Annotated in this window: 24 protein-coding genes and 2 pseudogenes; 3 read left to right on the top strand and 23 right to left on the bottom strand. The window is 43.3% G+C overall.

Annotated features, from left to right (window positions below):
- Positions 1-53: 53 nt before the first annotated feature.
- The 7 genes and pseudogenes from FU659_RS18945 to FU659_RS18915 all read right to left on the bottom strand — a co-directional run bounded on the left by FU659_RS18945 (position 54) and on the right by FU659_RS18915 (position 6,371).
- Positions 54-974, bottom strand: coding sequence for an AEC family transporter (locus FU659_RS18945; protein ID WP_147948998.1), 921 nt, complete (start codon positions 972-974; stop codon positions 54-56).
- Between the two features lie 8 nt (positions 975-982).
- Complete coding sequence (locus FU659_RS18940) at positions 983-1,312, bottom strand: DUF1904 family protein (protein WP_147948997.1); 330 nt, start codon at positions 1,310-1,312, stop codon at positions 983-985.
- The gene (locus tag FU659_RS18935; RefSeq protein WP_147948996.1) at positions 1,300-2,949 is read right to left on the bottom strand and encodes a bifunctional diguanylate cyclase/phosphohydrolase; all 1,650 of its coding nucleotides are present in this window, start codon (positions 2,947-2,949) and stop codon (positions 1,300-1,302) included. Before FU659_RS18935 ends, FU659_RS18940 begins: the two co-directional genes overlap by 13 nt.
- Positions 2,950-2,966: 17 nt before the next feature.
- On the bottom strand, positions 2,967-4,838 hold the full coding sequence (locus FU659_RS18930) for a SpoIIE family protein phosphatase (protein WP_147948995.1): 1,872 nt from the start codon (positions 4,836-4,838) through the stop codon (positions 2,967-2,969).
- A 3-nt stretch (positions 4,839-4,841) separates the two neighbouring features.
- Entirely contained in the window at positions 4,842-5,234 is a 393-nt protein-coding gene (locus FU659_RS18925; protein ID WP_222708582.1) for a DUF1987 domain-containing protein, read from the bottom strand.
- 8 nt (positions 5,235-5,242) lie between these two features.
- Positions 5,243-5,791, bottom strand: a complete 549-nt coding sequence (locus FU659_RS18920; RefSeq protein ID WP_222708581.1) for a SiaB family protein kinase — start codon at positions 5,789-5,791, stop codon at positions 5,243-5,245.
- A gap of 140 nt (positions 5,792-5,931) precedes the next feature.
- Positions 5,932-6,371, bottom strand: a pseudogene (locus FU659_RS18915) (MarR family winged helix-turn-helix transcriptional regulator).
- A 193-nt stretch (positions 6,372-6,564) separates the two neighbouring features.
- On the opposite strand from FU659_RS18915, the gene FU659_RS18910 reads away from it, so the two are divergent.
- A complete protein-coding gene (locus FU659_RS18910) occupies positions 6,565-7,497 on the top strand; it encodes a hypothetical protein (protein WP_147948994.1) in 933 nt (310 codons plus the stop codon).
- 81 nt (positions 7,498-7,578) lie between these two features.
- Positions 7,579-7,818 carry an NHLP leader peptide family RiPP precursor gene (locus FU659_RS18905; RefSeq protein ID WP_147948993.1) on the top strand — a complete coding sequence of 80 codons (240 nt, stop codon included), beginning with the start codon at positions 7,579-7,581 and terminating at the stop codon, positions 7,816-7,818.
- 44 nt (positions 7,819-7,862) lie between these two features.
- Here FU659_RS18905 and FU659_RS18900 read toward each other — a convergent pair whose 3' ends face one another.
- The 13 genes from FU659_RS18900 to rbsK (FU659_RS18845) form a co-directional block, all read right to left on the bottom strand.
- Complete coding sequence (locus FU659_RS18900; RefSeq protein ID WP_261807914.1) at positions 7,863-9,788, bottom strand: ATP-binding protein; 1,926 nt, start codon at positions 9,786-9,788, stop codon at positions 7,863-7,865.
- Positions 9,789-10,028: 240 nt separating this feature from the next.
- The gene (locus FU659_RS35645) at positions 10,029-10,202 is read right to left on the bottom strand and encodes a hypothetical protein (RefSeq protein ID WP_187274245.1); all 174 of its coding nucleotides are present in this window, start codon (positions 10,200-10,202) and stop codon (positions 10,029-10,031) included.
- 63 nt (positions 10,203-10,265) lie between these two features.
- Positions 10,266-10,460 carry a response regulator gene (locus FU659_RS18895; protein ID WP_147948991.1) on the bottom strand — a complete coding sequence of 65 codons (195 nt, stop codon included), beginning with the start codon at positions 10,458-10,460 and terminating at the stop codon, positions 10,266-10,268.
- A 135-nt stretch (positions 10,461-10,595) separates the two neighbouring features.
- Positions 10,596-11,552: a 3'-5' exoribonuclease YhaM family protein gene (locus FU659_RS18890; protein ID WP_147948990.1), complete on the bottom strand. Its 957-nt coding sequence runs from the start codon at positions 11,550-11,552 to the stop codon at positions 10,596-10,598.
- Between the two features lie 548 nt (positions 11,553-12,100).
- Positions 12,101-12,994 carry a ribokinase gene (rbsK, locus tag FU659_RS18885; RefSeq protein WP_147948989.1) on the bottom strand — a complete coding sequence of 298 codons (894 nt, stop codon included), beginning with the start codon at positions 12,992-12,994 and terminating at the stop codon, positions 12,101-12,103.
- Positions 12,995-13,020: 26 nt separating this feature from the next.
- Positions 13,021-15,135 (bottom strand): ADP-ribosylglycohydrolase family protein, encoded by a 2,115-nt coding sequence (locus tag FU659_RS18880; RefSeq protein WP_261807911.1) that lies wholly within the window; start codon positions 15,133-15,135, stop codon positions 13,021-13,023.
- Positions 15,136-15,141: 6 nt separating this feature from the next.
- On the bottom strand, positions 15,142-16,302 hold the full coding sequence (locus FU659_RS18875; RefSeq protein ID WP_147948988.1) for an ADP-ribosylglycohydrolase family protein: 1,161 nt from the start codon (positions 16,300-16,302) through the stop codon (positions 15,142-15,144).
- 78 nt (positions 16,303-16,380) lie between these two features.
- Positions 16,381-17,874 (bottom strand): extracellular solute-binding protein, encoded by a 1,494-nt coding sequence (locus FU659_RS18870; protein WP_261807910.1) that lies wholly within the window; start codon positions 17,872-17,874, stop codon positions 16,381-16,383.
- Positions 17,875-17,902: 28 nt separating this feature from the next.
- Positions 17,903-18,787: a carbohydrate ABC transporter permease gene (locus FU659_RS18865; RefSeq protein ID WP_147948987.1), complete on the bottom strand. Its 885-nt coding sequence runs from the start codon at positions 18,785-18,787 to the stop codon at positions 17,903-17,905.
- A 51-nt stretch (positions 18,788-18,838) separates the two neighbouring features.
- On the bottom strand, positions 18,839-19,747 hold the full coding sequence (locus FU659_RS18860) for an ABC transporter permease (RefSeq protein ID WP_147949024.1): 909 nt from the start codon (positions 19,745-19,747) through the stop codon (positions 18,839-18,841).
- A complete protein-coding gene (locus FU659_RS18855; protein ID WP_147948986.1) occupies positions 19,747-20,073 on the bottom strand; it encodes a DUF4387 domain-containing protein in 327 nt (108 codons plus the stop codon). Before FU659_RS18855 ends, FU659_RS18860 begins: the two co-directional genes overlap by 1 nt.
- Positions 20,074-20,076: 3 nt before the next feature.
- Positions 20,077-21,444: an acyclic terpene utilization AtuA family protein gene (locus tag FU659_RS18850; protein WP_147948985.1), complete on the bottom strand. Its 1,368-nt coding sequence runs from the start codon at positions 21,442-21,444 to the stop codon at positions 20,077-20,079.
- A gap of 13 nt (positions 21,445-21,457) precedes the next feature.
- The gene (rbsK, locus tag FU659_RS18845) at positions 21,458-23,440 is read right to left on the bottom strand and encodes a ribokinase (protein ID WP_147948984.1); all 1,983 of its coding nucleotides are present in this window, start codon (positions 23,438-23,440) and stop codon (positions 21,458-21,460) included.
- 241 nt (positions 23,441-23,681) lie between these two features.
- Here rbsK (FU659_RS18845) and FU659_RS18840 point away from each other — a divergent pair, with 241 nt between their 5' ends.
- The gene (locus FU659_RS18840) at positions 23,682-23,954 is read left to right on the top strand and encodes a hypothetical protein (protein ID WP_147948983.1); all 273 of its coding nucleotides are present in this window, start codon (positions 23,682-23,684) and stop codon (positions 23,952-23,954) included.
- A 46-nt stretch (positions 23,955-24,000) separates the two neighbouring features.
- On the opposite strand, the gene FU659_RS18835 is transcribed toward FU659_RS18840, so the two are convergent.
- From FU659_RS18835 to FU659_RS18825, 3 genes and pseudogenes are all read right to left on the bottom strand, one after another.
- Positions 24,001-24,801 (bottom strand): TatD family hydrolase, encoded by an 801-nt coding sequence (locus FU659_RS18835; RefSeq protein WP_147948982.1) that lies wholly within the window; start codon positions 24,799-24,801, stop codon positions 24,001-24,003.
- Positions 24,798-25,370 carry an RNA 2'-phosphotransferase gene (locus tag FU659_RS18830; RefSeq protein WP_147948981.1) on the bottom strand — a complete coding sequence of 191 codons (573 nt, stop codon included), beginning with the start codon at positions 25,368-25,370 and terminating at the stop codon, positions 24,798-24,800. The genes FU659_RS18835 and FU659_RS18830 overlap by 4 nt, the downstream gene beginning before the upstream one ends.
- A pseudogene (locus tag FU659_RS18825) lies at positions 25,367-26,646 on the bottom strand (RtcB family protein). Before FU659_RS18825 ends, FU659_RS18830 begins: the two are co-directional and overlap by 4 nt.
- Positions 26,647-26,732 lie beyond the last annotated feature (86 nt).

Raw genomic sequence — 26,732 nt, 5'->3', positions numbered from 1 at the left:
TTTCGCTTGGAAATCTTAAAATTCCTGCTAATCAAATCCAATTACATCTTTGTTCACATAAAATCCAACAAAAATATGACAACAGGAATCGTAAACATACTGAAAAGTGTCGATGTGAATACAGCTTGAGAGGAGAATTCCGGCTCGTTCTCATACTCAATGGCAAGCAGCACACTACTTAGTGAGGTTGGAACTGCACAAGAGAGTACTAACGCCTTGGCTGTCAGTCCCTCGATTCCGAGCAGCCAAACAAGCAGAAAGCCAAGCAAAGGTCCAACGGCCAATCTAAGCAGGTTGGATACCAGGACATTGGAGAAATGAAACTCCCATTTCATCCCCCCTAGTTGTACACCTAATGTCAATAACGCAGTTGCCATGAAAGCATTCGAAATATACTGCAGCGGCAAATCAATCGATTGCGGAACTGGCAAATGGAAATAACGAAGCAATAAAGCAGCTGGAATCGCATAGATGACGGGCAAGGATAAAATGGTTCTGAGCGTTGCTTTCCATGATGATTTATGGGCATTTAATGTGTAAATACCGTACGTATTTGGAATCAATGTCTGCATGATCATAATGACAATTTGAATGGACAAGGTATATGCATTTCCTCCGAAAACGGTTTGATTAAGAGGAATGGCATAATTCGCGCTGTTATAGAAAATAACACTGTTGCGCATGGCAATGCGCATGCTGCGCTGCATCTTTTTTATCCGGATGACCAGTTCAATAAAAGCAAAAAGCAAGCTGAAAAATAACACAAAAAATAAGAGAACCTGCATCAGAACGTGCAAGTTCATTTCAGATTCATAAAGTTTAACGAATACCAGTGCAGGTGAAAACACATAAAAGTTAAGTTTAGATAGGGTTTTTATATCTATTTTGAACGCACGATACATCGCCGCGCCAATCGCAAGCATGATACTGATCGGAACAATATTATTAACTAAAATATAAACAAAGTAATTCATCTCAATCCTCACTTATACGAAATCCCATTGCTGTAGTAAGCATCCTTGGCATAGGTAATGAAAGCAACTTCCATCTCGACAATGCCCAAATTAAGCACATGGTTCGTTATGGCAGCAGCCATTTGATTGCGAATGTCCTCGCCTCTCTCGAACCAAGCTACTTCAATAAAGGGAAATGCTTGTACGATTTTCCCGCCAAATACAGCTGTATGCTGCACACATTCCATCGTAAAATCATCGGCTTCACAGCCGCAAATGTCGGATAATTGTTCAATCAGACTTTCACTGATTAGACAGATCTGCTCTACGCTTAAGCCTCTTATCGTTAATCTAGGCACGTTGTCTCCTCTCCTTTGTTTCGCTCCATGTAGGCAAGAAATGCTGCCGCCATACGCGGATCGAATTGTCCGCCGCTTCCCTTTGCAATTTCTTGCAGCGCTTCCTCTGGTGTCAGAGCCTTCTTATACACCTGATCATGGATCATAATATCATAGCTGTCCACAACGGCAAATAAGCGAGATATTTTGGGGATTTGCTTTTCTCGAAGACCATAAGGATAGCCGCCGCCGTCCCATCGTTCGTGCATAGCAAGTATAGCCTCAGCCAGCGCAGGTTCACCTAACGAAATAGCCATCCGATAACCGATCTCGCTATGTGTGCGCATGACTTCCCACTCTTCTTCGGACAACGGGCCGGCTTGGAATAAAATATGAAGAGGAATCACCACTTTACCGACATCGTGCAAATCAATGAGCAGCTTCAGCGTATTCATCTGCGCCGAATACGGTGCAATTCCGATAAAATGAGCCAGCTCGAGTGCCAGTCGTCCAACCCTCTCAATATGCCTACGATCTTCAATTTGTCGTTCATACATAGCTTGATTTATATTCGCCATCAAGCTTCGCCTAACATGCTTGCCTTCAATCAGTTTATGTTTGTACATTTCCTTCTCCGCCAAGTTAAAGAAAAGGTGAAAGGGATCTCCGACGTGTTGTACCGTCGCACTGCCGATCGCCATATTCACTTGAATTGGATACGATTCTTGCTGCAGACACATGGCTTGAAGTTCACTTATTAAAGCAGCACACTCTGTGGCCGTTGTCTTTGGCAATAAGGCAATGAATTCGTCGCCGCCCCAGCGAGCCGCAATCGCCTTCTCACCATAAGATGCTTGAATAAGTGAAGCTGCTTGTGTTAATAGACGGTCACCAAGTTGATGGCCGAAAACATCATTAGCCAATTTAAGTCCATTCATATCCATTAAAACAATACTGACAGGGAGCTGTTCCTCAATAAAAAGCTCTGCCAAAATTGACTCTACATAAGCTCGGTTGTATAAGCCTGTCAAACTATCGTGAAAGCTGAGATAGTCAGCTTTAGCTTTTGAGAGCAGTTGATCCGTCACATCCGTCATGACGAGCATAACGACCTCGCTGTCCGTCTCCGCATCCTCTTGCTTAATCCATTTGTAGGAAAGCTCGAGATGCCTTTCGTGGACCTCGACATGCTGAGGAAGCTCAGCTAGGATAGATCCTTTAAGCGTTTCATCCTCTTCCTTAAAGAGACGCTCCAAGATCTGTCTCACTTGCGTCTCAGTCTTAGCCGAATCTCCCCACAACAGTTCAGCCACATGCATACCATTAGGTTTGCGCTTCAAAAGCATCTGACATGCATGACTGAACTGTTTGTGTATAAGGCCGCTTCTCCCAAAGGTCATAAAGCCCTGGTTTGCATTATTCAATAACGCCTTGATGTCATCTTCGCATCTTTTGAGCGCCATTCCTTGCATATCACTGATATACAGTATCTTTTTAGTTGCTCGCAAAAGCTTCTCGTAACTAGCCATGAGCTTCTGATAATCCGTTAGCAATTCATTGGTTTGATGCTTGTCCAGAAGCGACTGCTGCTTGGCTTGTTGTAAGATACCTATTTCGCTCTCAAAGCCTTTTTCCTGATCACTGCGGTAGCTTAGCATACTATCAGGCTCCTTATTTATGTTCTTCCGTCAGCCTTTACGGGTTGAAAAGCAAGCAGCAGCATATCATCTCGTTGGGATTCATTCCCTTGAAATTCAGCTAACTGCTTTCTAAACAAAACCTCTTGCTCGATTAATGGGGTATTTGCATGAGCAATAATGAAATGCTTCAATCTGCTTTTTCCGAACGACAATCCTTTATCCCCGCCATTCTGATCAAAGATGCCATCGGTTGCCATATAAACGCGTGTATGTTCATCTATTTGTATGTGTTGATTCTTGTACAAATAATCAGTTGGCGTACGACGGTAACCTAAGCTGCGTCGATCCCCATTATAGATTTGCAAATCCTTATTCACATCAGTCACAAAGATTGAACTCCTGCCGCCTGCAAAGACCAACTCGCTGCCTTCCACGTAACACAAAGCGAGATCCAGTCCATCATCAGCCCATTCATCTTGATGCTGTTGGCGCAAGGTTTCCTTAATTTGCCGATTGAGTCTACTCAATATTTCAGCAGGATTTCCCTCCAGGCTGCCGGAATCTACAATCTGATTAAGGTGCGATATACAGAGCATGGTCATGAAAGCGCCAGGCACTCCATGGCCCGTACAATCTCCAACAGCAAGAAAGTAGCCGCGCTCCGCCTTTTTCAGCCAGTAGAAATCACCGCCCACTTCATCACGGGGTCTCCAAATAACGAAATGATTCGGCAAAAGCTGCGCGAGCTCTTCAGAATCAGGCATGACCGATTTCTGAATTCGCTGTGCATAACCGATGCTATCCAATAGCTCGCTATTGATCGTCGCCAGTTCTTTCGTTCTTTCTCCTACTTGGAACTCCAGCTCCTGATTTAAGCGCAGAGCCCTCTGATAAGGGTTAGCAAGCTTACGTGAGACATAAAAGAAGAAAAAGATAATGGAAAGAATCGATATAACAATCGCCACTGCTGTATTCAGCTTAATATTGCGCAAATAATATACCGTATCATTCCGTGGGATTTGGAAAAGTAGTCTCATATTCATCGATTGGATCGGATAACTAATCACATCCACTTTATCGCCCGATGGTGTGTGCGACTCCATAACTTGCAAACCCTGCTTGAAATTATCCATGACTTGATGCTGTAACTCACCAGAGACAATTTCTTTCAGATTGTGCCCGGTATGGGTATAATCATCGGACAAATGGACAATGCCGGCGGAGTCAACCATCCACATCTGACTATTGGAAGAATACTTGTACGCGGCCATATCGTCTGAAAGGCCCTTTAAGCTAAGACCAACACCAGCAACGCCAACAGGATGGTTCAGGTCTCCCATCAGCACATTCACGAAAACGAAGGATTGTTGGCGCGCCCCGTTATAATCAACGACGACAACCACTTTCTCCGAGTTCGCCAACCTTTGGAAAAACCAGTCATTATCCTTCTTGTCCTTAGACATCGTCTCCAGAATCGTCCCTTTTTCCCCCCAGTAGTGATTAGTTAAGGAACTGACAACGAAGGAATTGTCATAGCCGGATGGATTGACAATCATCCTGAGCTTATCTTTGGCATTTTGCGTTAACTTGTCGTTTTGTTCTCTACCCTGTACCCATTCCATCATGCTTGGGTCATCAGCTAACAAGGTGGATGTTTCAATGGCGCGATCGATCTGCTCTTCCACTTTAGAAGAAATCGATTGGGCGATAAAAAGAAGCTCTTTTTCTTTCAGCTTTTTGATGACTTCCTTCTCCGTAAAATAATAAGAAAGGAAACCAATGAGCAGCATCGAGAATACAATCAATGAACTCGCTAATATCATGACTTGGATCACGTTACGGTCATAAAATAAAGGATTGTAGTCTGATGAATTTTTTTTGCTCTGGTCGGCTGTTAATTTTTTCATGGATTAGCTAGTGACCTTAGGCAGGATATGAAAAGGCAGCGTCAAGTCTTCCTGGAACTCTTGCGCACATTCCAATTCCGTTTCATTCTCTTGATCGTAGTACCAATAAATGGAGATGTTTTTACCTTGATCATAGGCCTCATCCAACTTCTCAAGCAAGGTCATAAAGCATTTGGTACTACTCGTATTGATATATGGCAGCATCAGTTCGATTTTCATAATGGTCGCTTCATTTAATTGATCTAAATAATCATCCATCCATTTCAAAATTGGCTCATAGAACTTGAAGGCGTTCTCCGGATAAGATTGACCTTGAATTGACAATACATGGGCTTGCGGGTCAAAGTGAATTGCGGGTGTGCTTTTCGAACTTTCAATAATAATCTTCTGCATCATGGACACCTTTAAACTACCGCCTTTAGTGTGAAGAAAGATAAATGCTCATCAATCCGAGTAACCGAATACTCAAGCGGCAAACTCGCTTTACGCGCCATATCAATGAGTCCTACTCCGGCACTTGTTTGATTTTCAACCAGTTCTTTCCGCAGCATTTCTTTATATTTTCTCTTCAATTCGTCCTTATTCATATGAGCCAGAGATTCAATCCGAGCAACGAGACGCCCTAAATCTCCATTCTCAACCAAATTGCCACAGCAAACAAAATTACCTTTTTCCACTTTACCGATTGTTACAATGGATGATTGATTAATCGTCTCGGAATTGGAGCTGGACTCTTTGGTCGTGCAGTAGTTTTTAATATTTTGCGTTTGTTCAATAAAAATAGAAAAAATGTGCGACACTTCACTTTTGGGACGGTTATCTTGCTCCAAATATCTTTTGACAGCTTCGCCGTACTCCTCAATCATTCCCTGAGAAAGCTTTCCCGAAAAGCTTATTAGTATTCCCCTGCTTTGGAGCATATTATGAACTTCATATAATTGACTATCAATCAACAGATACCCTCCTAGTTGTCAACTAACAATACGAAATGTGACTTTCTTCTAGTTTAACAGAGTCTAAAGGGTCTAAAAAGCTATAATTAAAAAAAGTTCGCAAACAGTTCGTTTGCAAACTTAAAGAGCATGTTCATCCATTATTTAAATGCATTTACAGAGCTTATGATATGTTTCAATTGTTCATTAAACTTCAACATTTCTTCGGGGTCTAAACCACTGGAAGCTAAGAGCATTTGCGGGATGCAGAGCGCTTTTTCATATAGAGCAAGACCCTCTTCAGTGATCTGTATGTTGACAACGCGCTCATCTTCATGCGATCGTTTTCTTCGAACCAACGTCTGCGCTTCCATTCTCTTGAGCATCGGCGTCAAGGTTCCCGAATCTAGGTCCAACTTCTCGCTAAGCTCCTTGACGTGCTTTCTTTCTGATCCCAAAGCACCAAAAGAACCAAGTATTGTGGATAAGTTAGTCCTAAATCTTCAAGAAAAGGTCGATACATCCTTGTGATGGCTCTGGAACTTGCATACAAGCTGAAACAAAGCTGGTTTTCCAGTTTCAAAAATTCGCTACTGCTCATAGGAGGATTCCCTTTCCACATCAGTCATATTGCAAACAATCGTTTTGTTTCAAATGTATATAAAAATTACGCCTCTGTCAATCTCAAGCGACATGTAAAAACAGGAATTTCGAGGGGAAAATATTATTTGTGCCGTGACTAATTTCGTGCTAGTCTAATTTCAAGAATATTCCAAAAGAGGGGGACGTGGCCGATGAACTGGTTTCAAGATCATGAACAAGAACTTGCTGAAGTATTTGCAGAAGCGGAACAGCTAGTTAGCACATTTCCAGCGCCATTAGACCGCCTCGGGCATGCGTATCTGGCTAAATTTGATGGCAGCAAAGAGGCAAGCACCAAAAATTATATTTGTTACTTGCTTCCCTTTTGGATGAAGGATATCGCTCCCTTACAGCTTGATTCGCTGAAAAAGCTATCTTTGGCGAATGTGTTCGTCATGCTGTATTATTTCATCCAAGATGATATCATGGATTCTACAAAAAATGAGCATGCCAATAAGCTTCCGCTAGCTAATTTATTTCATATGCAGTTTCTTTCCATTTATCGTGAAATGTTCCCTTCCGACTCTCCATTCTGGTCTCATTATAATGCCTACCTCATCGAATGGTCAGAAGCCGTAACGAACGAACCATACTCAGACTACTTCAACAACGACATCAGCAAAGTTGCCAAGAAAGCAAGTCCCGTGAAAAATGCGAGTGCTGCCGCACTACTGCTCACCCATCAGTCTCATCTGATTCCTACCGCAACGAGGGCGATCGAACTAGTTCTTATTACCTTACAAATGTTGGATGACTGGGCTGATTGGGAAGTAGATATGGCGGAAGGTTCCTATAATTGCCTGCTAGCCTCACTACGTGCTCATTTGGAGCTTCCTTTACAGCCCCCCCTATCTGTTGAAACGGTGAAACAACACATCTATGTGCATGATTTTCTTGAGACTTACGGGAAAATGGCCACCTCTCATCATTTACAGCTAGTGCGTTTATCCCTACCTATGAGCCAGTTAATCGGCTTTCATGAAGCGCTTGTGCAAAATCTAAGCTTAGGTGTGCGTGAAATCAAACAAGGACGAGAGTCCTTAGCCCTAGGTGGTTTTAACTATTTTTTGTCGAAACTTAGTTGAATTTTAATGGATTATTCTGAATATTCGTGATATAATTTTTTTTGTAGGAAAAATTACCCATTCGAGTAGGAGTGATTAGGCATGTCATCTAATGAAGTTTTAAAAGCGAAAATTATTCAAAAAGCTTGGGAAGATGATTCATTTAAAGAGCAACTTCTTGTCGATCCGAAAGCAGCTCTGAAACAAGCCTTTAACATCACGATTCCTGCTGACATCACAATTAAGACTGTAGAAGAAACGTCAACTGAGTTTGTGCTCGTCATCCCTACGAATCCGGCAAAAGTATTGGTTACTTCATCTTCGGAAGATTATATTTGGTAATAACAACATGATAAAGTCCTACATAAATGAAAGGTACTTCACGGTTAAAGTGAAGTACCTTTTTGATTTCTAGTACTTTGACTGGCTGCAGGGAATTCAATAACAGCCTCGGTCCCCAAATTCATCTGACTTTTGAAGCTAATATGGCCTTTCATAGCTTCAATAATACGAAAGGTGACCATCAAACCGAGCCCCGTTCCTTTTGTTTTCGTCGAAAAGTAAGGTTCCCCAAGTTTGGATAACTTCGACGGTTCTATGCCCTCACCGTTATCTTTAATATGGATGAATATCTTATCGTTCTTCCCGTAAGCCCAAATGTGAATATGACCATCCTCGTGGAATGCCTCGATACTGTTTTTAATCATATTAATAAACGCTTGTTTCAATTTGGACGAATTGCCAATGATATAAAGATCTTGAGGAATGTCCAGATAGACTCTACCCCCGTGAAGCGTAGCTAATGGGACGATAATTCCCTCTATTTGTACTAACTCTTCTGCAATATTTAATTCCGTCAGCTCTTCGAGCTCGGGTTTAGCAAACGTCAAAAAGTCAGTAATAATATGCGAGGCGCGGTCTAGTTCTTCTATCGCAATCATCATATACGCTTTATTCTTGTCATCCGTTTTTCCTGCAACCAGCTGCAAAAAACCACGTGTCACTTGTAAAGGGTTTCTCACTTCATGCGCTACGGATGCAGCAAGCGAGCTGATCATTTCCATTTTCTCAGAGAGCTGAAGCTGCTGATTATAAAACTCCAATTCCTTGGAGTAATTCACTAATTGTTCTTGATTGGCAGCAAATCTTCTTCCCAATGTAACAATTAATGAGATAACAAACCCAACGATTCCCCACTTCCATAAGAAAATTTGGTACGTAAATGAACTCATGTTATAACAAACAAGGTCGATAACGGTCAAAATGGCAAATAAAGCAATGCCTGTTGAACATATAATCGCATCTTTATTGCCTTTCATCGCATAAACAACACAATATCTAATTAAAATTACGAGCTGTAAGAGAATGATATAACCTAATAATGTAATCGATACAAAATAATACATGTCGGAAAATTTATACTGAGAGAGTTGGTTAATAACCATAAATACAATCATAAGGATTGAGTAGATCACTTGGAAATATCTAAATCTTCTTATCAGCCTTAACTTCCCATCATCAAACACTTTCTCGAAAAAGAACGTAAGGGAAGGCAAAAAAACGGCCAAAGAAAAGTCAAATGAATCCAGTAAAATAGATCCATATCTTTCAAAATAAGTAAACATAAAAGGCGAGCAAGTAAGGAATATCATCCCCATGGATAATATCAAGATACTTAACGAGATCCACGTCGGAAGTTGACTCTTCTTGAGAAAAAAGGAACAAATCAACATAATAAACGCGATAAAAAAAAACGAACAGCCCAAAATAATGTTTCCAAGATCCCGAATAACAAATAAGCGCAGAAGCTCAGAATATTCGTCAACACGAATATCCGAATAGATCCCTAGACGCTCCAACGTTGTTTCTATTTTCAAATAAATCGTTTTATTGGAGTACGACATACTTAGAGGAAGCAAGAAACGCTGCACATCATAAGGAAAATGATAACTCATTTCTTCAACGAATTGATCTCCGACATATACCCATGAATGCTGAGCGAACATCTCACTGATATAAACACCCAAATGATTAGAATTCACGGAAGGAAGATCTATTTTGATCCAAGCCGTATTAACGCCTTCAGGTTTGCTGGGGATTGCCTTCAAATCATTGATTTGTATCCATTTATCTGAATGTAAATCATCTGCTATATCTTGAACGGTGGCAGCTTCACCACCCCACATGATGCTCCATACTCGAATTGGGTTTCCTTCTGACGGGACTTCAGCATGCGCTAGGGGAGCCACGAAACTGCAACCAATCATCATAACCAACAGAGAAATCAAGAACATTTCAACTATTTTTTTCATCAAACATACATTCCCCCATGCTGTCTTGCAGAACTGAACAATAAGTAAAAATTCGACGGGGTTCGATGCTTTCCTGCTTAATTCGATGTAAACATTCGAAAAACAAAAATAAACAGCCCTCCTGCCAGCTTAGACTCCCCGATGATTCGACCATCCCTGCATCGAGACAAACAAAAAAGTCAGTTCAATCTCCATCATGCGGAGTTTGAACTGACTTTTATCGTAAATAAGCGTAATTGATTAACCTTTTATCGCACCTGCAGTCATGCCTGCCATGATACGTTTGTTAAAAATAGCGGTTAATAAGATGGTAGGTAAGGTAGCCATAAGAATAGCGGCAAACATCGCTGCATAGTCTGTCGTGTATTGATCGGAGAAATTTTTCAAAATCAATCGCTTTAAGCGCGTAATCAAGCTGATGCTAAGCTGTAATAAACACGACTTTGCAAGACAGCTTCTCCTCGTGCAGCCGCTCTATTACGATATCCCATTCAAACCGGGCATGCGAATGTCAGTCAAAATGAGATCAGGCTGCAGCGCCGCTATCATTTCGTAAGCCTGCAAACCATTCTCGGCGATTCCTATGACTTCAAACCCCATCTCCCGCCATTCCAGGGTTTGCAAGCCTTTTCTCATCATAGGCTCATCATCGGCAATAATCATTCTAACCATCGCTTACCCCTCCGTTTCTATCTATCTCTTTAACCCCTACTATAAATTGATAAGTGCTCACCTGTCATCCATAAAAAAAAGCCTGCTCGCCGTTACCCCAGCAGCTGGTCGTAAACGTCAGGCAGACTATGATGATTATAATTTCAAACGATAGATAGCTTTATTCTCTAAACCTCGAATCATGGGGGTCCATGGTTCTGTTTCCGGAGTCGTCAGCAGCGTATCCTCGACCATCTGCAGCTTCGCATCCATCGAATCTATATAGTGCAGCGCGACAGCTTCAGGAAGCTGCGGAAGCACAGGGCTGCCCCATTCAGGCAAGTTATGGTGAGACAATACGATATGCTGCAGACCAATCACGAGATCCGACTGAAGATCAAGCCCATCGTGCAAAGCCGCTTCCGTAATCCAACTGGAGGCCATCGCAATATGCCCGAGAAGCTTACCTGATACGCTATAATCCGAAACGATGCCTAACTGCGCAATCATTTCTTCCGGTTTGGCTATATCATGAAGAATAATACCGGCCTTAATTAAATCCTCATTTAGAAAAGGGCGCTGCTTGCAAATAAATTCACCAATTTCCAGCATCCGAACAATGTGATAGGCCAGACCCGCAAAATAAGCATGATGATGAGTTTTGGCTGCGGGATAATGATTCAGCTTCTCTTCTACTTTAGATACGCAGAAAGATACGATCGATTTGATCGGGGGATTCACAATGCTTTCCAAAACTTGATTAATTGTATGAATCAGATCATTTGGACTAATGGGAGCGGAACGGATAAAATCCGTAATGTTGACGCCGTCTTCCGGTAATACCTTGCGCAGCCGTCCTACTTTCACTTGGAGCTTTTCCCGATACGTTTGGACAAGACCCTGGACTTTAACCAGCGTCATAGGGAAAAAAGTTTCCTTATCCGTCGAGCTCACATCCCAAAGCTTCGCAGAAATTTGTCCACTAGAATCACAGAGGACGATATCCATGAAATCTTTGGCAGGAGTCGTATTCGTTTGTTTAATCTCCAACTCTTTAATCAGATAGAAACCAACAAACTCTTCAGGCGCTTGCAATTGTTTAATTAAGGTCATTTTAGTTCCTCCATATGTCATTAGGAACATTATACTATGAATTCAATGAAATTTATAAATAGAAAGATTTGAGCTAGAACATTCGAGACGCTAGTAGGAAAATCGTCTGGGAATCCTACGGTCCTATCTGTAAGCACGATTTTCGTGCTTACAGCGTCGCTGTCGGACTATCCGCCTTCTGTAACGCGGAAAATCCGCTTTACAGCTCAACTTCCCTCCCATTCTCTCCTTTTTTCTCACTGTAAGCACGATTTTCGCGCTTATATCGTCGCTGTCGAACAACTCTTTTAGGCGATCAAAATTTTATTAAAAAGCAGACAAATTGGTTCTCAGATCATTTGATCGATTGTAGACTAAACATTCTGGAGTTGTTCGACAGTTTCAAAACAGCGTTATCATTCCAGACATACCCGCTTTGCAGAGCCATCTCCTTACAAGCATGTTTTTGTAAAACATTAACGTTCCCAAAAACATATAAATTCTGGCATACAAAAAAACTAGCAGTGAAAATCACCACTAGTTTTATCCATTCTTCCAACCTTTTCTATCTATGAAATGATTTCTGAAATATACGGAATTGCATTTTGCGCACCCAAGCGAGTGACAGCTATGGATGAGGCCAGTTGAGCAATGTCCACTGCTTCATCCATACTTTTGCCCGATATAATCATCGCCGCAAGTGTGCCCGAGAACGTATCTCCCGCAGCCGTTGTATCGACCGTTTGGACTTTACGTCCTTCTTTATACACATTATCCGTACCGTTATAATAAACAATGCCCTTTTCACCAAGGGTAACTAGAGGGAATTGAATCCCCTTCGCCCTTAATATGTTCAAAGCCGCAAATGCGTCATCAATACTTTGGATATCCACGTCCGTATAGGCACGGCACTCAATTTCGTTCGGCGTAAAATAATCGACACCTTGCAAAATAGCATCCTCAATCGGCACAGCGGGCGCCGGATTAAGAAAAATCGGCACTTTCCCTTTGACCAGTTGAATCGTTTCATACACGGATTCCATCGGTATTTCCAACTGCAGCATAATCGCTGCGGCGGAGAGCAATTCTTCTTTGTAGCCTTGAATATAGGCCGGAGTAAGCTGATTATTGGCCCCGCCATCCAAAATAATCGAATTATTCCCCTCGCATACCGTAATGGCGGCAACACCCGTCGTGACGTTAGGCTCGGCATGAATAAAGTCGGTGTGCACCCCAAAACCTGCAAGACTGTTCATCAAGGATTGACCGAATAGATCATCTCCCACTTTCGCCATGAACCACGTATCTGCACCCATTTTTGCGCAAGCCACGGCTTGGTTGGCTCCTTTACCCCCAGCTGAAAGGAAAAATCCGTTGCCTCTCATCGTTTCGCCAATTTCAGGAATACGGCTTGTTTGCATGACCATATCCATATTTGCACTACCAATAACAATAATTTTCATAGGCTGCCTCGATTCACCAAAAAATCCTAGATCTCTGCTAATTTCATATGGCGGAAATACGTTCTTGCTGCTGAAATCGTACTGACTCCGTACATTCCGTAACTAAATGTTTCATCTTTGTGTTGTAAAATCTCTTCTCCATCAATAATCAGCGTAATGGTATCTCCTTGCACAGTCACCTTGAAATCGTATCCTTGCTGGAATTTCCACGCAAATTGGCGACTTGCCAGCTTTTTATAGCCAAAATTATTGATGTATAGGGAAACTTCATTATCGCCATCAAATCCAACATGGTAACCTCGCATCGCGCCTTGCGCACGTACAGCCACCATATGCGAAGGACCATGCTGCGGATTAATATTTAAAGAAACTTCATAATCCCTGGAGAAATAATTGCCTGTATACGCTTCGCAAGGCTCTGCCGTCATTAGATACATTGCATCTTTGACGAGACTCCATGCTCCATGATTATGAGCAAAAGGCGTTACACAGCCAAAGTTAATTAATTGCTTATTAAAGTCTATGGTGTAATTGGATTTTCCGTGAATTCTGAATTCATCGATAAATATACGTCCCAAACTTTTATACTTGACTAGTGAATAGGACTCCAACACAATGCCAACTTCATCAATGAGTTCACCTTCGGAATCAGGAATTTCAAATTCTACCTGCAGCCATTCATTGTTGACAAGCTTTACATAGCCTTGTAAGATCTCTTTTTTGCTCGTAGCGAGTCGCACATAAGGAGCAAAGCCCATCGTTTCATTGCCATTCCATTGGTCGAGATAAATATTCATAGACACTTTCTGGCCTGAGAAAGCTTTCGGCGCAAGCGTTGGGGAATATCTCTCGTCACTAAAATCGTCCCGTGTATAAAAAGGTTTATAATAGATTTTGGATTGCTCGCCCCGGGTCATTCGATCGAATGTCACTTCAAGCGAACCTGATCCTTGGACCGATTTTTCAGTAGAATGCTTGATTTCACAGAAAAACGGATCGGAAACGCGAATATTGTGTGTCGATCCCGGCAGCTCAAAATCAAAGTAGACTTCATGCTCTCTAAAACTGCTCAAGAGTGACTCCGGACAAGGCTCATTCGCCAATCGATAGCCCAGAATAGCCAGTTCCTTCGCATACGTAGGAATATCCAAAATGTTTAAATAACCGGAAATACCCGACATCACGATAGAATCATTGATGGGTTTTCTATATTTATGTGCGATTCCCTCCACGCCGCAAGCAACGCCTAATACCGTACCGACGTTTCCTGCATTACAATCCGTGTCCCAACCGCACATCGTAGCAATCTCAACGGTTCTGTTAAAGTCGCCTTGACCATAGATCATAGCCAGTATACATATTCCCGCATTGGGAATAATATGGCAGACGCCTGTATATTTATCGTAACCCCAATCTCTTTCAAGCATATCACGGCAAGCTCGGAAGTCGTCAGGTTGACTGGCGTGGAAAGCCAACACCGCTCTCGCTACCTGTGCATAAGTGGAATCCTCCGGAATTTGAGCCAAGCCTGCCTCAATGATAGCATTAATTTCACTCGTTTCAAATGCTTTGGAAATGGCCGCACAGAAAAATCTGGCTCCAAGAATACCTTCTCCGTCATGCGACACGCGGGCAGCCGCTTCGCCATAATCAGCCGCTTTTTGAGGATTGCCTGGATTTACTAAGCCCCATGTATCAATAAAGATTTGCCCGCCAATTTGCTCGGCGATAATTTCTCCGTTTTGCTCAATGGAACCGGCTTGCGGCGCTTGAATGCCCTTTTTCAAATTGATATAAGCCGTATGTTCCGTGCTAATTCCATAACCGCCCCACCAGAACATGCCCACGCCTTCACGCGTATAATTCAGCCACGCTCTTGCAACATCATTCGGAGTCAATTCACGATTAGCCGCATCATCATAGAGCGCTCTTAAAAAATAAAATGGACCATTTGCATCGTCATCCGCTGCAAAGTTTTTGTATTGCTTCACATAGTCCGTGATATCACCATACGTATTTTTTATTCGTTCGTAAGTCCAAATCGTCGGCTCAACCGGTGCGCCCAGCCTAATGCCAATATTCATGCCCAAGTAACCTGAATACACTTTTTCTAAGTAATTCGAAGGAATCAATGTATACACCGCCTTTTAATGGATGGAATGAAGCTGTTGTTCTCTGAGATGATTCTGCTTTAGATCTTGCTGAATAATATAAGCTGCGCTTTCGATAAATTGATTGCAATGCTTCTCTATCTCTTGCTTATTACTGGCCTCAAGGACCGCGATTTCCTCAGCGGGTATGGCCGTAATGCCTTGCATCGCTCCTAAAATAGCCCCAATCATCACCCCAATAGAATCCGTATCGCGGCCGGAGCTCACTCCGTCTTTGACCGCCTCTAAGAAATTACCGTCATGCAAGACCATGTAAGCCAGCGCAAGCGGAAGCTCTTCAATCGCGAATAAACGGCTAGGTGTGTAGTGGTTGGTAGGAATCCCTAATTTATCGATACTGCGGTTCACATCATCGCCCATTGGCGAATATTTGCCGATAACGGCGTGAAATTGTTGCACCACTTCATCTCGGTTTTCTCTTTGATCTCGCAGCTTAGCAGCCGTTTCACAAAGGTCCTGAATGGCTCTCTTCGTACCGTCTTTCGCATACAATAAAGCCGTATTTACGATATCAGCGACTGTTGCTCCAGGCTCAAATGCCTTGGCTACACAACAAGCCATGACCCCTGCGGCTTCCAAGCCGTAGCTAAGCTGATGTCCTGATGCAAATAGGATCGCTTCATCGTAAGCACCCTTGGGATTACAGGCATTTACAATCCCTACGGGAGATATATACATCGCTGCGCCACAATTGACCATATTGCCATAGCCCCCTTCGCGAGGCTCGCAATTCGCCAATACATGACGATTGAAAATATGCTTTTCCGGGTAAAACAGTCGTTCTAAGATCATCGTTTCTTTCCCAAGCTCGGGGATATATCTAGGTCGGAAGGCAATCTCCTTCACAAATTCATTCGCCAAATCATACGCGTCCAAGTGACGTCGTTCTGTTCCATACACATTCATGAGGGCAAGCGTCATTAACGTATCGTCGGTCACGATACCTTGGCCCCTCATTCGGGCCAGTCTTGCTGCTTCCGGAAAATCCGCTTTCCACCACTTCGTTTTCGTCGTTTCGACTCTGCCGTATTTGTCTTTAATTTGGCTATAGGTCATTTTCTCAACAACCGCGCCCATCGCATCGCCAAATGCTGTGCCAAAGATGACACCTTTAACTCTTTCTGCAAAAGTAATCATTCTCTCCACTCCCTCTGCATGGAGCGCAGGGTCCAATGCCCCACGCTCTTCAGTTCTATTTATTTGAATTGAGGTCGTCTACTTAATCGTTTTGTTCGCGTAATCCGTAATCTCTTTACCGCCTGCAGCATTCCAAGCTTGCACGAATTTATCAAAATCAGCGACGGTTTTCTTGCCTGTCACCACATTGGCTGCAAACTCTTTATAAAGCGCCGTACATGCGTCCCATTTAGCTGCCAGATCGGCAGGCATAATGAATGCATTATCTTTGGTTGACATGGCAGCGAACATTTCCAAAGATTTAGTAGCCGGTGCTGATAAGTATGGCGTCGAAGGATCGAATTCTTTACCTGGTTTGAAGTTGAATGTAGATTCAACAAAGTGCGGGTACCATGATGCAAATTTATCAGTCAGCTTTATTTTGTTATCTACAATGGTATATTGCTCGCCCTCTACACCAACCTTATCCAGCAGTTGGCCTTTAGGACTTGCTAAAAATTCCAATACAGCGAAGGCCATATCTTTATTTTTAGACGTGCTGGATATCGCAAAACCACGGCTTTCTTTACTGACGTCAACCGGCGTGTAGCCTTGGCCTTTGCCTTTTGCTGGCGGAAGCGGCACGATTTTGGCCGTTGCGCCATTTTGAGAAGTCTGTTTCGTGTTATAAATATCGACTACTTTACCTTGCGTACCGGAAATGATAGCCGCTTGCCCATCATAGAAAGCCTTCTCTTTAGTATCAAATTTCTTGGTCAGATACTCGGGATCAAGCAAACCATCTTTGTACAGCTTGGCGTAGAATTCTAACTTATCTTTTTCAAATGAAGACGTTTTTCCGAATACATATTTGCCATCGGAGCCCTTAACCCATGTTGAAGTTAACCCGAAAGCTTGCCCGAACATGACATCCAACTCGTCAATATCGCCTGCTGTTGTATACACATATTTAGCTCCGGTTTTTTCTTTTAATTCCTTGAAGAAGGTGTAGTAGTTATCTACTGTTGGATTAGCTACAGCCTCTTTGCCTGATGTCGTTTTGTCCAAAAAGTCTTGGCGAACAACAGGAACCTTTGAATTAATCGGTGCCAACCATACCAGATACGGATAATTTTTCATTCTTTCTTTGTTAAAATCCGTCATCGAAGCTTTAACATTAGTGGATTTTTCAATGTAAGGCGTCAAATCCTCAAGAATTTTTTGCGTGACCCCGAACTGATAGTCGCCACCTTGGAAATACATCAAATCCGGAATATTTCCGCTTTGCAGCAGCAGACCTAATTTTTCGGAGTAGGTGCCGCTTTGTACGGGAACAATTTTCAGTTTCACGTTCTTTCCTTCTGCTTTCATGCCATCCTCAATGCCTTTAATCAACAGCGCTGTACCAGGATCGTCGGAAGGGAAATCTTTGTCAACCAAAGTAATCGTAACGGGTTCTGTGCTTACCGGCGCTGCGGATGTTGTTGCTTTTGTTGCAGCAGGAGTTGGCGTTGCGTTGGTGGACGAATTGCTCGTACAGCCTGTTGTCACAACCGTCATGATCGTAATCAACGTGAATAGTGTTTTTTTCATTGTCTTTTCCCCCTAAGCAGATTTAAATTTATTCTTTAATGCCGCCATCCATGACTCCGCGTGTATAGTGCTTCAGGATTATGGGATACAGCATAAGAATCGGAACCATGGCAATCACAATTGTAGCCGCTTTCAAGGCTGAAAAATCGAGCTGAGCAATATTGTTATTTTTCAGCAGATTGGCAGCGCCGACTAACGTCGTCGCATCTCTTTCCACTACGAATTGTCTAAGCAGCACTTGCAAGACCGTATTGTCTCGGCTTGATAGGAAAATACTCGATTTAAAGAACTCATTCCATCTAGCTATGGCATAAAACATCCCAATGGTTAGCAAGGGAATGCGGGACAACGGCATAACAATTTTGAGAAACATGGTCATATGGCCCGCTCCGTCAATCTTCGCTGCTTCGATCAGCGATTCGGGAATGTCCTCAATAAAACGCATCATAATAATCAGGTAGAAAACATTAATGGTACGGTAAAACACCATGGACCAAAGACTGTCCAGCAAATGCAAATCCTTCATGACCATATATTCTTGCACAATCCCAGGCTCGAAAATCATGATAATAATAAGGAATATCATAATCGGTGTTTTGCCGACTAAGTTTTTTCGGGTCAATACATAAGCCGTTATCGTTGTAAAAAATATGCTCATGCAGGTCCCTACAATCGTAATAAACAATGAATTCATAAGTGCTTTACTAACAATCGGATTGCTCAAGACAACTTGAAAATTAATGAGCGAGAAGCCTTTCGGCAAAATATCGTAGCCATGAAGCAAATGAACTTTAGTTGGATTCGAAAAAGCTTTGGCAAATAAGTTAATGATCGGCACGAAAAACGTGAGCGACATGAGTGTTAGAATAATGCCGATGATCAGTTTGGAAACGGTTAATTTCCTTCCTACCATGTAGAGTCCTCCTTATCGTAATGCGAGAAAATGAGCCACGTAAGCGTTCTCTTACCAAGCGCCTTTTGAGGTCAGTTTTTTGGAAATGAAATGTGTAGAGAGCACAAGTACGACACCTATCACACTTTTAAATAAATTGGCTGCTGTGGCGAACGAATATTGACCATTCAGGAGTCCCATTCGGTAGACATACGTATCAATGATGTCAATTTGACTATTGACCGAATCGTTCGTGAAATTGAGCACTTGATCAAGTCCGGCATTCATAATAAAGCCAACATTGAGAATGAAGATCGTCACCATCGGCACATAAAGAGCAGGTAAGACGATGCGGGTGATAATATGCCAGCGATTGGCTCCATCGACATAAGCCGCTTCGTACAGACTTGGACTGATCCCTAGAATGGCAGCAAGAAAGAGAATAGAATCCCACCCGATTCCGCGCCATGCTTCACTGGCGACAAGTATCCATCGAATAGAGCTTTTATCTGTTAAAAAGTCGTGCGTCGGGAATCCGAAAAATTGGATAATCTCATTAATAACTCCCGTGGACGGAGACAGAAATTCGAACCAGATGCCTGCAATAACAACCCATGACAGAAAGTGGGGCAAATAAGAGATGACTTGCACCGCTTTGCGAAACTTTCCATTCATGAATTCGTTAAGCATCAGGGCAAAAATAATCGGAATCGGAAAAATAAGAAATATTTTCATTGCGCTAATGATTAACGTGTTGGCAAGCACTTGGGAAAATATCGGCGTACTAAATAATTCCTTAAAGTACTTCATACCGACAAAAACATTTGTCCCCAGAATGCGATATTCGTAAAAAGCTAGCTTCATGCCAATTATCGGCCACACATGGAGGACAAAAAAGTAGATCATCGCTGGAAGCAGCATCACATATAGCATCTTGTCGGTCCATATTTTTTTTACTTTGGCGTTGGCGTTAATGATCATCAACCCCTTTCTGTCCCCATATCGATTTCCAAATTCATGAGAGGCGCATGCTGCTGCGCTCCATATACATCACGGTCCAGGAAGGTGCCTGATGATATTTTGCGGGCAAATGTTACCTTGAAACCGAGCGCCTGATCAAAAAAGACAATGTGCATAATATTTTCCGGTGTAATATTGTATAGCTTAGCTATCATTTCTTCATTAATTAAGCCGGAATCCTTTATACGATAGTAGACCGCAGGATCGTTGAATAGCGCATCTACGGTTATTTCAAATGGGCCGCTGTTTTTACTTCGCAAAACAACCGCAGCATCATATAGTTTCATCCTTTACACCTCTATATATTCGCATCGAAACATCTCTAACCCGTCTGCGACTTCCATTAAATGATAAATCGAAAATTCGTACACCGCGCCAAAAGGCACATCACTGGGAGCAAAGGGGAATGCGAGATTACCAGCTGTCGATTTTCGTCCTTCATAACCATAATGCAAGAAGGTCGATCGGACTGAGCTGCAGATCGTATTCGCAAGTTCTTGGGTAATGGCAATGACCTCAAACATGATACCAAGCTCGTGTCCGGGAGTTGGCAGCGGTTCCAGTTCACCCATCACGCCGTTTAGGCCATAATTGATGAAATTAATCTGGTAATCTTCTCGCGGAACCTCACTGTAATAGTCGTAAACTTGTTGTTTTACAAGCGCTTCCACATCTTCAATGCGTGCAATAAGCAAGGGATCTCGAACACCGGCAATAACAAAAGTGCGATACGCCACTTTCATAGCGCCTTCCAGTTTTATTTTATACACAGGGGTTGTTTCTATTTGGCTGCCTCGAACTTCTACGCTGCCATCTCCGATTTCAGTAAAGACGCAATGCTCCAGATTTAATATCAAGCCCGGCCCATGCAAAATGTAAGGATGGTCCTTCTCATAGAACGTATGTGCGGCAACCGAAACCGCGGTGCATCTTCTACTCTCTGTAAGCGGTTTAACAATAAATGAATCTTTCTTCAAAATACCCAGCATGCAATCCTTCGTCGTGCCGGGATCCGCACAAAGCGCTGCACATTCCAATATTTTTCCTAAATGATAAGCTAGTGCGGTGTCAAAACCATGATGCATAGCAACCGCAGCAAATGGCGATGGATCATAAGCTCTTCCGCAAATGATGATATCGGCCTCGGCTTGCAGCGCAGCAATAATCGGCTCATGACCCATTTGGGCAACAATACTTGGTGTAGAACGAAGCCTATCTTGCGTTAGGGGCTTCACAGCCAAGCCTAAAGCTTCACACTTACCTTCATCCAGTCTCGCTTCCACAACCTCATGGGGAATGTCTGCCCATATGGTCGCCACCTTGATATCATGAAGACCCTGCTCTTCCAAGATCTCCATAATGATCGATTGCGTCCATTCTACATGGACTTTAGCTCCACTCCCGCCTGCCGAGCCAATGATGACCGGTATGCGGGCCTTCATCCCTGCTGTAATCATAATTTCTAAATCTTTCTTGCAAGCCTGCTTACTTACAATCGCAGTCCCTGCGCCTAATTTATGAGGTCCGGCATCTGTCGAACCGGCATCAACCACAATCGCATCAGGCGAGCATTCCATGCCTCTTATAAAGGATGCCTTGGGAAATCCATAGCCCAGCATCCCGCAGGGTGCCAAAATTTTAAACTGTTCCTTTGCCATAAACCCTCCACGATTACATGTACATTTTGATAGTTTCTTTGTCGGGTAGGGAAGGCTGCGCGCCTTCTCTGCTAACAGTGATGCCGGCAGCAATGCTTGCGAATTGAATGGCATCAGCCATATTCTTGCCTTCAGCCAACGCGACGCTGAGTCCACTAATAAATGAATCTCCTGCTCCTGTTGTATCCACGGCCTTAAAGGATGCTGCGGAAAAATACTGTTTCGTTTCTTTATTGACCAATAAACAACCTTTTTCACCTAGTGTGACAATAACGTTTTGAAAATTCTTTTCCAATAACTTGTAAGCTTTTTCTTCGATCGTAAAATCTCCCGGAATCATCAAATCTATTTCTGTTTCATTCGGAATAACCAAGAAGCAATCTTCAAAATATTCATAATTGATTTCTCGTGCCGGAGCTGGATTTAAGATCAGCTTCACCTTATTTTTTCGGCAAACGGAAGTCACATATTCGATGGTATCCATCGGAATTTCCATTTGGATCAAACAGTAGTCCACTTTTTCAAAAATCCAATCAAAGGAACTTACTTGTTCCACGCTCAACCGGGAGTTAGCTCCAGGATTAACAACGATGTTGTTATCCCCATTGTCGGAAACATAGATATAGGCGTTACCTGTCGGCAGCATATCATCGAAAACAATGCCTCCCGCATCGACTCCATTTTTGATCAAACTGTTGTACAACTCTCGGCCATATAAATCATTGCCAACACGACCGATCATATACACCTTGCCGCCCAATTTGCCCGCGCCAACCGCTTGATTCGCGCCTTTTCCTCCGGCTGCATTTTTAATATCGTTGGTTAAAATCGTTTCACCGACTCTTGGAATATGGGATACCTTCATGATGATATCCATATTCAAGCTGCCAACAATGACTATTTTTTCTTTCGGTGAATCATCGATGCTTTGGGGAGATGCGACACTATGTCTGATAGCCAGAGAAGGCTCATAAACGAGCTTTTTTTCGACCGCTTCATTTTTTATTTGTTTGATCAATGTCGCGCAAGCCTCAAAGCCCATTTCATAGGAAGGATAGGTGACTGATGTTAAGGACGGTGTGACCAGATCGCAAATATACGAATTGCCAAAGCCAATCACGGACATATCTTTGGGAATCTTCATCAAGGCTTCGTTCGCTGCGATGTAGACGCCACATGCGTAAATGTCATTGCTGGTAATGATTGCCGTTACGCCTTTCGAGAAAAGGATGTTAGCCCCTTCAAAACCCGCCTGCTTGTGATCGCTGTTACCGCTTTCATAAACGATACTTTTATCAAAGCTAATATTGTTGTCGTACAAAGCTTTTTTGTAGCCTTCGAGCCTATCGATAGCATCTTGATCCGTTAATGGACCGCTGATGTAACCAATGAGCTCATGCTTATTTTGAAGAAGGAATTGAGCAGCCTTGTAGGTGCCTTGCCTATAATCAAAATAAACCTGACTCACGTTTCCGTCATAACCTCTCTGATCCACAAGAACAACAGGCAATTGATTCTCATTAAAGTAAGCAATGTCATGTTCACTGAATCCCGCGGATGGAGCGATTAAAACGCCTTCCACATTTCTTTCCTTCAGGATTTCCAAATACTTTTTCTCTTTGGATTCGGAAGCATCCGTATTGCATATAATGACACTCATGTTTTCTTTATAAGCATAATCTTCAACCCCCCGGGCGAACTGCTTATAGAAAGCGTCTGATGCGTCAGCAACCACAAGACCTAACGTTGCTGTTTTGGCGGAAATTCGTCTAATGACTTTTTGGTAAGGGATGTAGTTGTTGTCACTAATAATCTTCAAGATTTTTTGCTTCGTATCCTCGCCGATATCTTGATCTTTATGATTCAACACCTTGGAAACGGTTGCAATTGAGACCCCTGCAAGCCTTGCGATATCCTTAATCGTTAACGATGTGGGATTCGACTTTGGAGCCGTGTCACCACTCTCAGGCTGAACAATATCGTTATTTGTCGTCATTCAATACCTCGCAGATACATCGTTTATGATTTACGAAACTGATTTAGTAAAGTTATTTCTTAAGATCAAATTATCATATCATTTTGCAATGTCAATGGAAAAAATAGCTAATTAACCGATATACAAGCCTTATTATTATCCCCTATTAGAGGATATAATTACTCGTATATACGGTATGATAAGAACTTGATATGCCCTTCACACATCCCGAGTAGATTTCAAGGCTCTCATTGAGCACTCCATGTTGTCGATATCCCCTACACCGACAAGAGCTACGGATTCGGCTGTTCATGCCAAAAGCCCTCTTTCGAAGACTCCCATCAATGACAAATATCCTTTACAAGTGGTTGTAAAGGATACTGTATTATCGTTTATCGATTCACTAAAGCCCAGTATGCAGATCGATGCTAATGACGCTATTGTCGCTTGTATCACGATGGCGTCCGCCATTGAGAAGCTTCAAATCGATGCGTCGTGGACTGTAAAACCAACATTCGCTTTCGATGAGGAGTGAGCAGTTTCTGGACTTGAAGGGCTCATTGTCAGATTAGATTAAGGTTTTATTCGGAAACTAATCCAAAAAAGCTCTGCGCATTACGCGTCGTTGCTTCGGCTACTTCCTCTACCGGCAAGTTTAAACATTTGGCAACAGACATTGCAATATGCGGGAGAAAAGCAGGTTCATTTCTGCCATCCTGCGGTTTAACAGGCAAATCCCGTGGCGTCAGAAAAGGGGCGTCAGTTTCGAGCATTAAGCGGGATAAAGGAATTTGTTTGACTAACTCTCGCAAGTGCTTGCCTCTGCGTTCATCGCAAATCCAACCCGTGATACCGATGTAATAGCCTAGCTGCAGGTAAGCCTGCAGCTCTTGCTGCGTGCCTGTGAAGCAATGTACGACAGCTTTATTTATCTGTCCCACGTAAGGCTTCAGCATGCGAACAAAATCACCATGCGCTTCTCGCTCATGCAAAAAGAGTGGCATTTGCAGCTCACAGGCAAGCTGAATTTGTGCTTCAAACCACTTCCTCTGCATATCACGCGGAGAAAAGTCGCGATTATAGTCAAGCCCACATTCGCCGATGGCAACCACCTGCGGAAGCTTAGCCAATTGACGCAGCTTATCTATCGTGTGGGCTGTGCAATTTCGCGTATCATGGGGATGAACTCCCGCTGTTGCCCATATTTGCTTGGGAAATTTCCCTGCGTACCGCACTGCTTCTTCACTATTTCTTACGTTTGTGCCTGTAATAATAAGGGGCGATACCCCAGCTTCTATCGCTCTCTCCACAGCCGTTTCACGGTCCTGGGCAAAAGAGCGATGCATCAGGTTGACCCCGATGTCGATTAATAGATAAGTCATGGCTGATCGCCTCCTAGTTTAGGTGTATACATGCTGCAGAACACTGCAGGAATGTGAGTGGCTAGCCATACCTCATTGCCCGCATAATAAAAGATGACACCAGCCTCAGCCGCTTGTTCGGCATCGATCGCTATGATAACTAGCTCACCTCGCCGTCTACCAGCAAGCGTTGCAAAATGAAGCCCTTCGGACATGTGTACATACTGACGCTGCATAGCTTGTATCCCTACTTTTAAGATAGTGGGAGCAGCTACGACATTCGTACCATGAAAGAGTTGTGTAGGAGGAACGGCTGCCGGATAGCTAACTTTATCATGACTATGTCCATAGCGAGCCCGAATGCGATCTCCGTTTATTTCAAATCGCTGTTTCTCACAATCGGCAACGACTTCTGAGAGCTCGTTGATTGTAATATCTGACCATTTAGGCTGCTCGCGAACAACCTCCAATAATTCATTCGTTTCGCAGGAGCCATCAGTCGGATCCAGCTTAAGCCCGAATTGCTCAGGTGAATGGCGCAGCATCTTACTCATTAGTTTACTGAAATGGGTTTTCTTTTCCTTATTCATTTCGCACCTTTTATCGTCGCCAGAGGCTTGCATTTAGCCACTACCTGAGCCAAACCCGCTCCGACGACACTCTCTATAATTTGATCTACATCTTTGTATGCTTGCGGCGATTCGTCGATAATCGACTCTAACGACCGTTGATTGACAACGATCTCGTCATCCGTGCCCACCCGCATCGCTGAGGCAAATTCATTCAACGTAATCAGTTTTTTCGAAGCGCTGCGGGAACGAATGCGACCTGCTCCATGACAGATGGAGTGAAAGTTGTTTTTCCCTTCTGGGGCCCAACCATGATGTACGAAGCCGTGCCCATGGAGCCCGGTATGAGCGCGGGGTGTCCCGTCCCTTGATAGGGCTTCGGATTGCCGGGATGACCTGCGGGAAGCGACCTCGTCGCCCCTTTACGATGGACAAAATAAGATTGACCCTCGTGCTCTTCCTCCCAAGCATAGTTATGCATGAGATCGTATAGTGTGGTCATTTCAAACTTCGAGCCAAACACATCCTTGCCAGCCTCCCTTATGGCATAAGCGATAAGATGACGATTGACAACGGCATAATTGAGAGCAGCATACATCAAATCCACGTACTTCTGGGCAAGTGGATGCTCAAGCGGCGCAAATAACAGCTTCGGATCCGCAGTTCCTAATTCTTGCGTGCGCATCACTTTCATCATGTCACTGCTACAATATTGACTGACCGATCCTCCCCATGCACGGGAGCCGGAATGAATCATAACAACTACCTGGCCGTCGAACAATCCCCATGCTTCCGCCACTTCGCGGTTCTCCTCTGCAATCTCGATGGCTTGTATCTCAGCAAAATGATTTCCATTTCCAAGTGTCCCCAACTGGCGATGTGAGCGATGCCAAACGGCGTCTGGAAAAGTGTTCAGGGCATTCTCATCCAAGTTGAACTTGCTATGCTCAACGTGCGTGAGCGAAGTCGCCTTCTTCGGCGTGTAACCATCAGGCATGTATTTCTTCGGAAGTCCGTGCAGCCCCTTCGTCACAACATGTTCCAAACGAATATCGGAGAAATGCCCCCTTGCATGATCCTCCACCGGTAAATATTTCTCAATCGCCTTTACCAGCTTGCGGCGAAGCTTCACTTCCTTCAGCTCATCCTTGTGCAGATTCGTAAGATGTACCCTCATGCCGCACCCGATATCGCTTCCGACAATGGAAGGCGATACATAGCCGTTATGCATGTTCCACACCGCTGTCGTCCCGATGCAGGTGCCAACTCCGACATGAACGTCGGGTGTGTAGCCCATATAAACTTGATTGGGAATTTGCAGATTGTTGTTAGCCATCTGAAACACTTTATAATCTAAACTTTTAAACAGCTCAGGCCCTGCAT

The sequence above is a fragment of the Paenibacillus sp. N3.4 genome (assembly GCF_008017805.1).
Classification (GTDB): Bacteria; Bacillota; Bacilli; order Paenibacillales; family NBRC-103111; genus Paenibacillus_E.
The sequence above is the reverse complement of the archived record's forward strand: the minus strand, read 5'-3'. Positions and strand labels throughout refer to the sequence as shown.